Origin of the sequence: Halomonas sp. 72 (genome assembly GCF_052379785.1) — a bacterium.
Taxonomy (GTDB): domain Bacteria; phylum Pseudomonadota; class Gammaproteobacteria; order Pseudomonadales; family Halomonadaceae; genus Vreelandella; species Vreelandella citrativorans.
In genome coordinates this window covers 1-14,149 of sequence record NZ_JBQSYY010000012.1, presented here as the reverse complement: position 1 = coordinate 14,149, position 14,149 = coordinate 1, and the positions used below count along the sequence as shown (strand labels likewise).

At 56.2% G+C, this 14,149-nt stretch carries 9 protein-coding genes and 2 pseudogenes; 10 read left to right on the top strand and 1 reads right to left on the bottom strand.

What is annotated here, in order from left to right; all coding sequences use genetic code 11:
- Positions 1 to 147 precede the first annotated feature (147 nt).
- From ACT3T6_RS11710 to ACT3T6_RS11695, 4 genes and pseudogenes are all read left to right on the top strand, one after another.
- Positions 148 to 2,157 (top strand): annotated as a pseudogene (locus ACT3T6_RS11710) (type VI secretion system Vgr family protein); the annotation flags it as partial.
- A 105-nt stretch (positions 2,158 to 2,262) separates the two neighbouring features.
- Positions 2,263 to 5,883, top strand: coding sequence for an RHS repeat-associated core domain-containing protein (locus tag ACT3T6_RS11705; protein WP_319643841.1), 3,621 nt, complete (start codon positions 2,263 to 2,265; stop codon positions 5,881 to 5,883).
- 738 nt (positions 5,884 to 6,621) lie between these two features.
- A pseudogene (locus ACT3T6_RS11700) lies at positions 6,622 to 7,601 on the top strand (DDE-type integrase/transposase/recombinase); the annotation flags it as partial.
- Positions 7,602 to 8,119: 518 nt separating this feature from the next.
- Positions 8,120 to 8,326, top strand: a complete 207-nt coding sequence (locus ACT3T6_RS11695; protein WP_193054022.1) for a hypothetical protein — start codon at positions 8,120 to 8,122, stop codon at positions 8,324 to 8,326.
- A 180-nt stretch (positions 8,327 to 8,506) separates the two neighbouring features.
- Here the strand turns inward: ACT3T6_RS11695 and ACT3T6_RS11690 are convergent, their stop codons facing one another.
- Positions 8,507 to 8,731 carry a hypothetical protein gene (locus tag ACT3T6_RS11690; protein ID WP_264299219.1) on the bottom strand — a complete coding sequence of 75 codons (225 nt, stop codon included), beginning with the start codon at positions 8,729 to 8,731 and terminating at the stop codon, positions 8,507 to 8,509.
- 3 nt (positions 8,732 to 8,734) lie between these two features.
- On the opposite strand from ACT3T6_RS11690, the gene ACT3T6_RS11685 reads away from it, so the two are divergent.
- From ACT3T6_RS11685 to ACT3T6_RS11660, 6 genes are all read left to right on the top strand, one after another.
- Positions 8,735 to 9,718, top strand: coding sequence for an RHS repeat-associated core domain-containing protein (locus ACT3T6_RS11685; RefSeq protein WP_226911985.1), 984 nt, complete (start codon positions 8,735 to 8,737; stop codon positions 9,716 to 9,718).
- 44 nt (positions 9,719 to 9,762) lie between these two features.
- Positions 9,763 to 10,152 carry a hypothetical protein gene (locus tag ACT3T6_RS11680; protein ID WP_226911984.1) on the top strand — a complete coding sequence of 130 codons (390 nt, stop codon included), beginning with the start codon at positions 9,763 to 9,765 and terminating at the stop codon, positions 10,150 to 10,152.
- Between the two features lie 408 nt (positions 10,153 to 10,560).
- Positions 10,561 to 11,289, top strand: a complete 729-nt coding sequence (locus ACT3T6_RS11675; RefSeq protein WP_444625949.1) for a hypothetical protein — start codon at positions 10,561 to 10,563, stop codon at positions 11,287 to 11,289.
- A 50-nt stretch (positions 11,290 to 11,339) separates the two neighbouring features.
- Positions 11,340 to 12,245 carry a hypothetical protein gene (locus tag ACT3T6_RS11670; protein ID WP_444625948.1) on the top strand — a complete coding sequence of 302 codons (906 nt, stop codon included), beginning with the start codon at positions 11,340 to 11,342 and terminating at the stop codon, positions 12,243 to 12,245.
- 2 nt (positions 12,246 to 12,247) lie between these two features.
- A complete protein-coding gene (locus ACT3T6_RS11665) occupies positions 12,248 to 13,321 on the top strand; it encodes an RHS repeat-associated core domain-containing protein (RefSeq protein WP_193056309.1) in 1,074 nt (357 codons plus the stop codon).
- A 455-nt stretch (positions 13,322 to 13,776) separates the two neighbouring features.
- Positions 13,777 to 14,149: RHS repeat-associated core domain-containing protein (locus tag ACT3T6_RS11660; protein WP_444614687.1), on the top strand; the 373-nt coding region annotated here is incomplete at its 3' end.

Genomic DNA, 14,149 nt, shown 5'->3' with positions numbered 1-14,149 from the left:
CTGTACCGCAATATCTGTAATTTTGTAAGCAATCTCTTACAACCCTGTAAGAGATCAACGCCACTTGCCTCTCAGGGGTTGCCCTCTCCACTCATGTCGCTACTCTAAGCCGTCTTATACGTAGCGAAGAATCCAGGGAGCGGTGCAATGGCAGACGGTACAGGCCTTCAATTTACTCTTGCCCTGCCCGGGGCAGACGACACCGCCGTTGTCCGCTTTACCCACCGCGAAGCCCTTTCCGAACCGTTTTCGCTCTCTGTCGAGTTTGCCAGCCGCGCTCACGACCTTTCGCCTGTCAACTGCCTGGATAAGACCGCTACCCTGACTATTTGGCAGGATGGCGAGCCGCTGCGCCGTATTCACGGCATTGTGAGTGAGTTTGCCCAGGGTGACCGCGGCCACCGGCGCTCGTTTTATCACGTGGTGATTCGCCCGGCGCTGTGGCGGCTTTCTTTACGCCACAATTCGCGTTTTTTTCAGAACGCGGCCCCTTACGATGCGATCACAACGCTTGCCGACGAGCGCGGCCTGACGGATATCGGCTTTGCCACCACGCGTACCCCGCTTGAGCGGGAGTACCTGGTGCAGTACCGGGAAACCGATCTGGCGTTTATCGAACGCCTGGCTGCCGAAGAGGGCTGCTTCTATTTTCACGAGTTCGAAAACGCCGAAGGCGGCGCCCACCGGCTGGTGTTTGCCGATGCCACCGCGGTGCTCCCAAGCGTCGGTGAGCGCACCTACCACAGCCGCGCGGGCGGCACGCCGCCCCGGCGCCATCTGCGTAAGCTGCGCCAGGTCAGCCGGGTACGCCCGGCGTCTGCCATGCTCAAGGACTACACCTTTCAAAACCCGGCCTACGCCCAATTGCATGAACATCAGCCGCCAGGGCTAGGCAAGCACGCTCAGCGTGAGGATTACGAACACTTCGACTACCCGGGCCGCTACAAGAAGGATGGCTCCGGCAAGCCGTTTACCCGCCACCGACTGGAATCTCTACGCGCCGATGCACTGGTGGCCGAGGCCGAGAGCGACCTGCCCGAACTGGCGCCGGGCATTTGCTTCACCCTGACCGACCACGACGTGGAGAGCCTCAATCAGGACTGGCAGGTACTGGGTGTAGTGCATGTTGGCGAGCAGCCCCAGGCGCTGGAAGAGGACGGCATGGCGCGCGGTAGCGCCACCTCGGATCAAGCGGGCGAGCAAATGACCCGCTACCACAACAGCGTCGAGCTGATGCCCCGCGACCAGACCTGGCGCCCCACGCCCAATCCCAAACCCCGCGTGGACGGCCCCCAGGTCGCGTTTGTGGTCGGCCCCGAAGGCGAGGAAATTTACTGCGACGAACACGGCCGCGTAAAAGTACAGTTCCCCTGGGACCGCTACGCCGAACCCAACGAAACCGCCAGTTGTTGGGTGCGCGTGGCTCAGGGCTGGGCAGGGGGCGGCTACGGCAGCATTGCCATACCGCGCATCGGCCACGAGGTGATCGTTTCCTTTTTGGAAGGCGATCCGGACCAGCCGCTGGTCACCGGGCGTACCTATCACGCCGTCAACACCGCCCCCTACCCGCTGCCCGAGCACAAGACGCGCACGGTGCTGCGCACCCAGAGCCACAAGGCCGACGGCTTCAACGAACTGCGCTTTGAAGATGAAGCGGGCGAGGAACAGATCTGGCTCCACGCCCAGAAAGACCTGGAGCTTCTGACACTCAACGACCGCACCGAAGAAATTCGCCGCGACAGCCATCTGAAGCTGCACCGCAATCGATTGACCGAAATTCACAACGACGACCACCTGACGGTACACAACGACCGCTTTACCCAGGTAAAAGGCGATGACCATCTTCAGGTGGATCAGACCCGCCACGAGTTCTACGGCGATTCGCAGCTGTTGGAAGTGGGCCGTGAAGTGCACTACAAGGCAGGTTCTCAGGTCGTGATCGAAGCCGGGGCGGAGATCACCCTCAAGGCCGGCGGCAGTTTTGTAAAACTCGATCCCAGTGGTGTGACCATTGTGGGTTCGCAGGTGAAAATCAACTCCGGCGGCAGCCCGGGCCGTGGCCAGGGGCAGGCGATCGTGCTGCCCCGCCTACCGGGCGAAGCGGAGCCGGAAGAGAGCGACGACGTCACCCTCGAGCCGCACCAGACGCCACTGCTGAGCAGCGACATTGCCGCGGCCACGCCCCTGGCGCTGGAGGACATCGACATCACCGATGGCCTGGCCGACGACTGTAGCGCCTGTGAACCCGCCGTCGGCAGCCCGGTGAACCCGCTGTTAGGCGCCAAGCTGCTCCCCGCCGAAACCGATTTTGCGCTGCCCGCACCACGCCCTTTTGTGTTCAGCCGTGGGTACCTCTCCAGCAACGCACGGATCGGCGTACTCGGCCAGGGCTGGTCATTGCCCGGCGAAAGTCTGGCCATTACCCTGGAAGATGACGCCTGCATTATCCACGACGCCCAGGGGCGACAAATTACCTTTGGCCCCCTCGACCCCGGTCAGGCGCGCTTCTCGCCCACCGAACAGCTGTGGATACGCCGTGGGGGCACAGTAGTGTCTCAAGACCACGCAGTGGATAACGATCCCCGCTGGCAGGCGCTGGACGAGACGCTGCGCGACGACCCCGAACGCATCGTGCTCAGCGATACCAGCGGTCTTTACTACGTGTTTGCCCGCCCCGAGGAGGCCAGCACACGCTGGCCGCTAATCGAAGAGCGCGACCGCAACGGCTATACCACGGCGTACCAGTGGGACAATGGCGTGTTGGTACGCGCCATCGACAGCGCCGGGCGTCATTATCAGTTCGTCTACGATGCCCTGCTGCCCAGGCAGGCCGACGATGCTGGCCAGCGCCTGACCGGCGTCACACTGGTGCAGGACCATGACGGCAGCGCTCAGGACGACTGGCTGGTGCGCTACTCGTTCAGCGCAGCCGGTGACCTGCTCGCCGTACGCCACCGCCATGGCGAAGTGGTGCGCGAGTTCGAGTGGCAGGATCACATGCTGATTGCTCACCGCGTGCCCGGCGGTATGGAAGCCCGCTACACCTGGGACCGCCACGCCCCGGACGGCCGCGTGGTCGGCCAGCAGGAAGTGGGCGGCCTTGCCCGACGCTACACCTATCACGTCGATCACACCCAGGTCACCGACAGCCTGGGCCGTGAAGAGCAGTACTACTTCATGGGCAGTGGCCCCGGCCAGCGCTGGACTGCCCACACCCGTGCTGACGGCTCACGCATCGAGTTTCGCTACGACCGCGCCGGGCAAAAAGTCGCCACGGTGGACCCGCTGGGACGTGAGACGCTGATCGAGCGCGACAGCAATGGTCAGGTGATCGGTCAGGTCACGCCGGATGGTCAGCACTGGACCATGGAGCGCGATGCGCTAGGCAATACCGTGGGCATGGAAGGCCCCGCCGATCAACAGTGGCAGGTTGAACGTGACGAACGCGGCAATCCCGTGACGGTTAGCGGCCCCGAAGGCACCACCACGTTCGCCTACACCGACGAGCGCCTGCCCGACCGCCCCACCACGGTCACCGATGCGGTGGGCGCGACGCACCAGCGCGAGTGGAGCGCCCTGGGCCAGGTCACCGCCCAGATCGACTGCTCCCAGCAGCGCACCGAGTACGATTACGACCGCCACGGCTACCTGGCCAGCGTCACGAATGCGCTAGGCGAGACCACCCGCACCCAGCACGACGAGCGGGGGCAGCGGATTGCCACCCAACAGCCCGATGGCCTCTACTGGCACCACCACTATGACCCGCAAGGTCGCCTGGTCGAGCTGGAAGGCCCACAAGGCTTCCGCCAGCAGTTCTTCTTTGACGACCACGGCCGCCCGGCCCAGCGCATCGAGGCCGACGGCAGCCACCAGTTCACCGCCTATGACGACATCGGCCGCCTGAACGAACTCACCCTGGGCAACGGCGCGGTCTATCGCTTTGCCTATGACGACATGGACCGCCTGGCCAGCGAGACCGGTCCGGACGGCCGCGAGCAGCAGTACCGCTACGATGAAGCGGGCCAGTTGGTCGAGCGTATTGAAACCAACCGAGCAGGCCCGGATGGTCAGCCGCTGGCTACGCGCTATGAGTACGACGCCGCCGGACGACTTGTAGCGCGCCATCTGCCCGCCACCGAGTCTGCCCCGGCAAGCGCCGAGCAGTACCAGTGGGGCGTTAACGGTCAGCTCACAAGCGTGACCAGTGATCACGGCGAGGTCACGTTCGCTTACGACCACGCCCAGCGGCTGGTCGGCGAGCAGCAGCGCCATACGTCCCTTGAGGGCGGCCAAGCCTGGCAGTGGCAACAGCAGCATACCCTGACCGCCAACGGCGCCCCGCAGCAGAGTCAGTTCGGCGACCTGCCCGCAATGAACTGGCATACCTACGGCAGTGGCCACCTGCACGGATTGAGCGCGCCGGACCTGAATCTTGACATCGCCCTGGAACCCGACGCCCTGCACCGCGAGACTCAGCGCCGCGTCAGCCTTGGCAGTGGCGACCAGACTCAACCGCTGATCCTGGAGCGCGGCTACACCAACCTCGGCCAACTGGATCACCTCACCCTGCGCGGCGCGCAAGCCAACGGCGGCCAGCAGTACCAGTACGACGCCCTGGGCCGCATGAGCTTCCGCGCCCTGCAAGGTGAACGATCCAAAGTGATTGCGTACAGCTATGATGCCGTCGGCCGCCTGACCGGCAGCCAGCACGGCGACCAGGCCCACCGCTACGCGGTAGACGCCGCCGGTAACCGCCTGGATGGCCAGCAGGCGCTCTCCGACAACCGCCTAAGCCAGCTCAACGGCACTCGCTATCGTTACGACGGTGCGGGCAACATGATCGAGCGGCAACAACCGGACGGCGAGCGCCTGACGATGGGCTACGACGGCGCCAACCGTCTGGTACAGCTCACCCACACCAGCGCCTACGGCCATACCACGGAGGCCGCCTACCGCTACGATGGCCTGGGCCGCCGGATCAGCAAGACCGTGCGCCACACCAACGGCACCACCGCCACCACCCACTACGGCTGGGACGGCGACCGCATCGTGCGGGAAGAAAGCGATAGTCAGCGCTCGACCATCGTCTACGAGCCGGGTAGTTTTGTGCCCCTGCTGCGTATTGATGAGACCCAACAAGGCCAGGCGCTCAGCGCCTTCGTCACGGATGCGATTGGTACACCGATGCAGCTCGTGGCTGCTAACGGCGACATTCAGTGGCAGGGCCAGCCTGATGATTGGGCGGCGGTAAAGAACGTTCGCGGCAGTGCGAGTCAGCCGATTCGCTTTCAGGGCCAGTGGCATGATGAAGAAAGCGGGCTGTACTACAATCGCCACCGGTACTATGATCCGCAGCAGGGGCGGTATATTAGTCAGGATCCGATTGGGTTGAGGGGTGGCACTAACTTGTACGGGTATGTGTCCAATCCGACGGGGATGGTGGATCCGCTGGGGTTAGAAGTTGTTGGGACATTTGACGTTTCAACTGGTGATTTAGTTCTAATTGATAGCAATACTGGCATAGAAACAAGGGGAGTATTCCAATCCGGAGGAAAGCCTTTTGGTAAGCCTATACCCGATGGAGAGTATGACATCCTAGAACATCCTGACCCAGATTTTTTTCGTTTAGAATCCCGAGATTCAAATTATGGCGATGATATTCACGAAGAGTCTGGTAGAGATTTATTTCGACTTCATAGGCCGGGCATGACTATTGGTTGTATAGCAGCGACTGATGCTAGCAACTGGTTGACAGTGAGAGAAGCTGTACTTTCTACAGCAACTGACTCAGTAACAGTAAACTCCAAGAGTCGTAATCCATTTGGCCCAAGAAAAGAGCAACTAAGAAGATATGGTCGTATCACAGTGATGGGGAATGATTAATATGTACTTTGCGCACTTGCTCACTTGCTTAACTCTAATTTTATATTGCTATTTTGGTTTAGATAAACTTTTCCACTGGTTGTGGTTTGCTATAAAATTCAACTCATTTTCATATGTTATTTATATCAATAAAAATTTAGCAGCCTTATACATAATGGTTGGAGTAACATTAATAACTGCAACACATTGGCATTTCCATGGAGAATATAATATCTATTTAAAAACCTGTGTAGCTATTTCTTTATTCGTAATATTAGCAACTCTTTTAATGCTACTAAGTGGCAGGTATCATGTTTAGCCTGAGGTTTAAACGAATGGAGCAATTTAGCTCTTTGGATCATATGATAAAGGCAAGAGGAACGTTGTTTACCGGGCTCTTTAGGTAATGTTTCATGGAAACCAAACCCCCTGTGAAAATATTAGTCTCAGTTTTCTGTTTCTTTTTATGGTCAGGTTTATTTCTATACAGAGAGTATTTCGCGGCATGGATGATAATCTTATTCTTATATCCTCAAGTAATGGGAGTACCGATAAATGATAGCTTTTGAAAAGTAATATTTTTTATAAGCCTTTATTTTTCTGCTTTTGCATCGGTGATACTTGACTATTATAGTTAAATTTTCCCGATATCTTAAACAATAGGTATGTGTAAGAGGCCGGATGATAGATTAAATCATAAGAGCTATCCTCTGTTGGCAGCACGTGACCTCATTGCTTACTTTATTCAGGAGCAGCGAGATGGACATTAAGCTACATAAGACAGCGACCACTACCCCACGCATTCGCCGCGAGATCCAACAGGCTCCCGCCTCGATTAGCGATAGTGAATTAGCGCCGCGTTATCGTGTTTCTTGCCCCACGATTGCCCGGTGGCGCTATCGAGAGACGCAACATGATCTGCCTCACACACGGCACAACTTGCTCACGACGCTATCTCCTGCCCAGGAAGAAATTGTCGTGGCCCTGCGGGAATACCTGCGGCTGAGCGTCGACGATCTGTTGGTGGTCGCCAGAGAATTCCTGCACCCGGATCTCTCGCGTTCCGCCCTACAGCGCCTGTTGAAACGTCGTGGCTTACCCAGTCTCGCGGCCCTGAAAAAGCAGGAGAAAGCGGATCAAGCTCCGACTCATAAGCCTTTCAAGGCCTATACGCCGGGATATATCCATGTCGACGTTAAACACCTCCTCAAATGCCCGACGAGAACCGCAAGCGTTACCTTTTCGTGGCTATCGATCGCGCTACCCGCTGGGTCTATCTTGAGGTACGTCAACATCAGTCCGCACAAGATGCCGACGTTTTTCTACGCCATGTCCATCAGCGTGCGCCCTTCAAGATCAAGACGCTGCTCACCGATAACGGCAAGACATTTACTGATCGCTTTACTTCCGGCGGTGAACGGGAGCCCAGTGACAAGCATAAAGTCGATAAGTTCTGTCGCCAGCATGGCATTGATCATCGGCTGATCACGCCCTATCGGCCTCAAACGAACGGCATGGTCGAGCGCTTTAATGGCCGTATAAGCGACGTCCTGAACACACACCGGTTCGACTCTCTGGAAGACCTGGAAACCACGCTCAAACGTTATAACTGGCTGTACAACCACCACATCAATCAAAAGGCCTTGCACCATCGGTCCCCGATTGGTGCAATGAAGCAGTGGCAGGCTGATAGGCCCGAATTATTTTGGAAGCGCGTAATTAATCATGCGGGACCCGACAATCCGGCGGGTGCGGTTGATCCGTTGGGGTTGTTTCAATCAGCCATGGGCAGTTTCAGTTCCGCATATGGCCGACAAGCGTTAGCACACGCTGCACCATCCCCTTCGCCAGTCCAAGGCGGCCAAGTAATAACAGGTGGAGATTATAATCCAGGTATTTTAGGCTCGATATTTCCAACACGCATGTCAGCGTTATCTAAAGATGCCAATCATGGAAGAGCACTAAGGTATCAGGGCGCAACACGTAGTGATATTACTCTTCCTGCCGCATCAGCCGCTTTAGCAGCGCCAAGTGCTGGTAGTGCATTAGCGACTGGCGCTAACCAACTCAGCTTAAGAGCTATGTGTAGCGTTGCAACTGTATCGCCAGGGGCGGCTGTGGGAATAGCTAATCCGGCTGTGCAAGGGGCGGCGTTAGATGTTTTAGGCAGCTCTTTGCCTGTCCCACCTTCACCAAACAAGTCTGGTATTGTTGGTTATATTATGGGCTCTGTGTTTAGCCCTGAGGAATGGGGAAAATGAGCAAAACCCTTAAGGATAATACTTTAAATGCTTTTATAAGCATTATTCTCATAATGTTTGGTATATATATACTAGCAACTGGTGAGATCAAGAATATGCAATTGGGAAGTGAAAGGATAATCCCAGCTTCAGCAGTGATTGTTTTTGGTGTATGGATACTCATTAAGATTGGAATTAGAATATTTAAAAACAAGGAGTTGTAAAACATTGTGGTTTTTCTTTTTAGTCCCGTGAGTGGTTGCCAAATGAAAGGCAAATTGCAAAAATGAGATTTTCTTCAATAGTCAACCGCTGGTGACGCGCTACGCGTAATGATGCCGCGGGCCGCCTGATCGCTCGCCACAGATCGGCACCGAGCATACCGCTGAGGCGCCAACGGTCAATTAGCCAGCGTGACCAACGACCATGGTGACGTAACGTTCCAGTACGACTACGCCCAGCGACTGATCGCGAGCAACAGTGGCATGCCGGAGGGCACTATCAGTGAAAACACAGCCTAGCAGTGGCAACAGCGCCACACCCTCACCGCCAATGGCGCGCCGCAGCAGAGTCAGCTCGGCGACCTGCCCGCCCTGAACTGGCACACCTACGGCAGCGGCCACCTGCACGGGTTGAGCGCCCCGGACCTCAACCTGGACATCGCCCTGGAACCCGACGCCCTGCACCGCGAGACTCAGCGCCGCGTCAGCCTCGGCAGTGGCGACCAGACCCAACCGCTGATTCTGGAGCGTGGCTATACCAACCTTGGCCAGCTGGACCACCTCACCCTGCGCGGCGCGCAAGCCAACGGCGGCCAGCAGTACCAGTACGACGCCCTGGGCCGCATGAGCTTCCGCGCCCTGCAAGGTGAACGATCCAAAGTGATTGCGTACAGCTATGATGCCGTCGGCCGCCTGACCGGCAGCCAGCACGGCGACCAGGCCCACCGCTACGCGGTAGACGCCGCCGGTAACCGCCTGGATGGCCAGCAGGCGCTCTCCGACAACCGCCTAAGCCAGCTCAACGGCACTCGCTATCGTTACGACGGTGCGGGCAACATGATCGAGCGGCAACAACCGGACGGCGAGCGCCTGACGATGGGCTACGACGGCGCCAACCGTCTGGTACAGCTCACCCACACCAGCGCCTACGGCCATACCACGGAGGCTGCCTACCGCTACGATGGCCTGGGCCGCCGGATCAGCAAGACCGTGCGCCACACCAACGGCACTACTGCCAACACCCACTACGGCTGGGACGGCGACCGCATCGTGCGGGAAGAAAGCGATAGTCAGCGCTCGACCATTGTCTACGAGCCGGGCAGCTTCATGCCCATGCTGCGTATTGACGATAGCCAACAGGGCCAAGTGCTTAGTACTTTCGTCACGGATGCGCTGGGTACGCCCGTGCAACTGGTGGCGCCTAATGGCGAAACGAAATGGCAGGCGCAGCCTGATGATTGGGCGGCGGTGAAGAACGTTCGCGGCAATACAGCGCAGCCGATTCGCTTTCAAGGCCAGTGGCAGGATGACGAGAGTGGGCTCTATTATAACCGTCACCGGTACTATGATCCGCAGCAGGGGCGGTATATATTAGCCAGGATCCGATTGGGTTAAGTGGTGGTACGAATTTATATGGGTATGTGACGAATCCGACGGGCATGGTGGATGCACTAGGATTAAGAAGCGCAGGCCCTTACGGATTGGGGGGAGGGCCTAATAGTCAATCGAATATGGTCAGAAGACAAGCAGAAGCTGCTGATGCAATGTTGCGAGTAGATAAAGCAACTGCCCGAGAAAGCGCTGAAACTATCAGTAACTTTGCTGCTGCATGCTCGTTAGTTCCACCACTGACTACTGTATGTGGTACAACCTCTATAGCAACTGGCATTTTTGCAGCTAGCATTGATTTTACTGATGAAAATTACACGCATACTTCTGCAGGCATAAGTTCAATCGTTGGTTCTGAGGTAGTAAACTTGATGATGAAAAAAGTATTTTCTTCCGCGATTCAATCAGTAACGCAGCTGGCGTTGGAGTTGGCTTTGTAAACCAAAAGATTAATGATGTTTTTGTCTTACCTGAACGTAACATTGAGCAAGATTATGACAATTAAAAACAAAAAAGCCGCAGGGTTTCTTCTATTTTTTTATTAAACCTTCTGTTAATTGGAGATTTAAGATCAATTACTTCGAGTCCTGATCGATCATTGGCAATATTTTTATATGGCCGCATTTGCCAACTATCAAATTATCGCCTTTTTATTTGGCTGGGTAATGCCGATGCTAACTTACTCGGGAGGCTTGGTAAAAGAAAAGCACGATACAATTAGGGTTATTATGTTTATTTTCTTTATATGTTTTTGGATATTTATCTTTAAATCCTCTTGGTTTTAATAAGATTAATTTTTGGCTGATATCAAGATTATAAACCTAATTTCATAGCTTGAAAAAAGGGGTTTGAAAAGCTTTACTTCCAGATTTAAAAAACAAAAAACAATAGTAATGAGTCGGCCGGGCGGCTCGCGGATCGAATTCCGCTACGACCGCGCCGGACGCAAGATCGCCACCCTCACCCCGCTGGGCCGCGAGACGCTGTTCGAGCGCGACGAGAACGGCCAGGTGATCGGTCAGGTCACGCCGGATGGGCAGCGTTGGACGATGGAGCGCGATGCGTTAGGCAACACCGTGCGTATCGAAGGACCCGAGCACCAGCGCTGGCAGATTACCCGCAACAAACGCGGCCAGCAGTTGGAGATCACCGGGCCGGAAGGCACTACCGCCTTCGCCTATGACGATGAACGCCTGCCCGACCGCCCTACCACGGTCACCGATGCGGTGGGCGCGACGCACCAGCGCGAATGGAACGCCCTGGGCCAGGTCACCGCCGAGATCGACTGCTCCCAGCAGCGCACCGCGTACGATTACGACCGCCACGGTTTTCTCGCCAGTGTCACTAACGCCCTAGGGGAAACCACCCGCACTCAGCACGACGAGTTAGAGCGCCGTATTGCCACTCAACAGCCCGATGGCACCATCACTATGACCCGCAGGGCCGGCTGGTCGAGCTGGAAGGCCCGCAAGGCTTCCGCCAGCAGTTCTTCTTTGACGATCACGGCCGCCCGGTGCAGCGCATCGAGGCCGACGGCAGCCATCAATATACCGCCTATGACGACATCGGCCGTCTGAACGAACTCACCCTGGGCAACGGTGCAGTCTATCGCTTTGCCTATGACGACATGGACCGCCTGGCCAGCGAGACCGGTCCGGATGGTCGTGAACAGCAGTACCGCTATGACGACGCGGGCCAGTTGGTCGAGCGCACCGAAACCCACCGCACAGGTCCGGACGGCCAGCCGCTGGCTACGCACTACGACTACGATACTGCTGGCCGCCTGACCGCTCGCCATCTACCGGCCACCGAACACGCCCCGGCCAGCAGCGAACACTACCGCTGGGGCGCCAACGGTCAACTGGTCAGTGTGACCAACGACCATGGGGAAGTAACGTTCCAATACGATCATGCCCAACGGCTGGTCGGTGAACATCAGCACCATGTCAGTATGGAGGGAGACAGCGGTTGGCAGTGGCAACAGCGCCACACCCTGACCGCCAACGGCGCACCCCAACAAAGCCAGTTCGGCGAGCTGCCCGCGCTCAACTGGCACACCTACGGCAGTGGCCACCTGCACGGCCTGAGCGCGCCCGAGCTAAACTTCGAGATTGAACTCACGCCCGGCGCTCTGCACCGAGAGACTCAGCGCCGCCTGGCCTTGGGTAGCAGCAACCAGGCTCAGCCGCTCATTCTAGAGCGCGGCTATACCGAACTGGGCCAGCTGGACCACCTCACTCTGCGCGGCGCGCCCCAAGGCGGCGGCCAGCAGTACCAGTACGACGCCCTGGGCCGCATAAACTTCCGCGCCCTGCAAGGCGATCAAGCCAAAGTGGTTGCATACAGCTATGATGCCGCCGGGCGCCTCACCGACAGCCAGCATGGCGACCAGGCCCACCGCTACACAGTAGACGCCGCCGGTAACCGCCTGGATGGCCAGCAGGCGCTTTCCGACAACCGCCTGGGCCAACTCAACGGCACCCGCTACCTTTTTGATGGCGCGGGCAACAACAACTGGACGGCGAGCGCCTGACAATGGGCTACGACGGCGCCAACCGTCTGGTACACCTCACCCACACCAGCGCCTACGGCCATACCACGGAGGCCTCCTACCGCTACGATGGCCTGGGCCGCCGGATCAACAAGACCGTCCGCCACACCAACGGTACCACCGCCACCACCCACTACGGATGGGACGGTGACCGCATCGTGCGCGAGGAAAGCGACGGTCAGCGCACCACGGTCGTGTATGAGCCGGGCAGTTTTGTGCCCATGCTGCATATTGATGATACCCAGCAGGGCCAAGTGCTTAGCGCTTTCGTCACGGATGCGCTGGGTACGCCCATGCAGTTGGTTGCGCCTAATGGCGAAATGAAATGGCAGGCGCAGCCTAATGATTGGGTGGCGGTGAAACATCAGCGCGGCAGCACAGCGCAGCCGATCCGCTTTCAGGGCCAGTGGCACGATGAGGAAAGTGGACTCTATTACAACCGCCACCGGTACTACGACCCGCAGCAAGGCAGGTACATTAGTCAGGATCCGATTGGGTTGTTGGGTGGGATTAATTTGTATGGATATGTGGCGAATCCAACAGGGATGGCGGATCCGCTAGGGTTAAATGCTTGGGAAGCCATCAAGTTTCATTCTAGAATGATACCTCGCTTCATCCGAGACGAGGGTATGGCTGTGTTGACACGTACCGTAACCGTTGTTGGTGGCGGTGGTCAAGTCTTATTGGGAGGAGCGCTCTGTAAGACAGTAGTAGGTTGTGTAGCGGGTGCGCCTATTGCAGGCCTTGGCGTTAGTAATATTCAAGAAGGCTTTTCAGAAAATGGAAATGGGTTTGCACGCGAAGCTGCTGTAAATCAACTTGGAGAACAATGGGGTAATTTAGCTGTTGACGGTGCGAATTTGGGTACCTCAGTTGGCGGGTTATTAAGGCCTGTACAAAGCCCCGGAACATTTAAGCTGTTTCGTAGTTTGCCTAAGGATTTCATACCAGCATATCAAAATGCAACTCGAAACTCGTTATTGCTTGAAACGGTCCCATCGAGTATTGGCTTACGTGATGCTGCAAACAAACAACTCAATTTACTTCAAGAGGATTAAATTATGGGTTTATACTATTCATTGTTTTTTTTCGTATTTACAGCTTTGCTGATAAAGTTTTTACTTGCAAATGGCAAAAGGATTAAAAGGATTAAAAGGAAAAAGATTGCTTTTATATTCATAGTTATAACCATAACAGCCGCTTTGAATGCTGATGCGGTACATAATGAGCTTGTTTTCGAAAAGACTACTGCCTCAGTTTTTTTATCTCTATTGTCAGTTGCTTTACCTATTATTGGTTTTTGGATTTACAATAGAAGAAGATATTAAATTATATTCAAGACTAGTTGGAATGCTGTTTCATTCGTATGAATCGTTACTATTAAATAATTTTCACAGTGCAACAATTCGTCTAGCGAGTTCCTAATAAGCTAGTAGCTTACTAAAACCATGCTTGTCTCAGTCATGCTAACAGTAAAACTTAATGGCAGGCTCAGCCTGACGACTGGGCGGCGGTGAAACATCAGCGCGGCAATACCAACCAGCCGATTCGCTTCCAAGGAAAGTGGCACGATGAAGAGAGCGGGCTCTACTACAACCGCCACCGGTATTACGACCCGCAACAGGGGCGGTTTATTAGCCAAGATCCGACTGGGTTGTTGGGTGGGATTAATTTGTATGGATATGTGGCGAATCCAACAGGGATGGTGGATCCGCTAGGGTTAAATGCTTGGGAAGCCATCAAGTTTCATTCTAAAATGATACCTCGCTTCATCCGAGACGAGGGTATGGATGTGTTGACACGTACCGCTACCGTTGTTGGTGGCGGTGGTCAAGTCTTATTGGGAGGGGCTCTCTGTAAGACAGTAGTAGGTTGTGTAGCGGGCA

Excerpts from the sequence above, each read along its gene's own strand:
- ACT3T6_RS11695 (WP_193054022.1), top strand. The coding sequence starts at position 8,120 with ATGAGCAAAACCCTTAAGGATAATACTTTAAATGCTTTTATAAGCATT.
- ACT3T6_RS11670 (WP_444625948.1), top strand. The coding sequence starts at position 11,340 with ATGGACCGCCTGGCCAGCGAGACCGGTCCGGATGGTCGTGAACAGCAG.
- ACT3T6_RS11680 (WP_226911984.1), top strand. The coding sequence starts at position 9,763 with ATGGTGGATGCACTAGGATTAAGAAGCGCAGGCCCTTACGGATTGGGG.
- ACT3T6_RS11665 (WP_193056309.1), top strand. The coding sequence starts at position 12,248 with ATGGGCTACGACGGCGCCAACCGTCTGGTACACCTCACCCACACCAGC.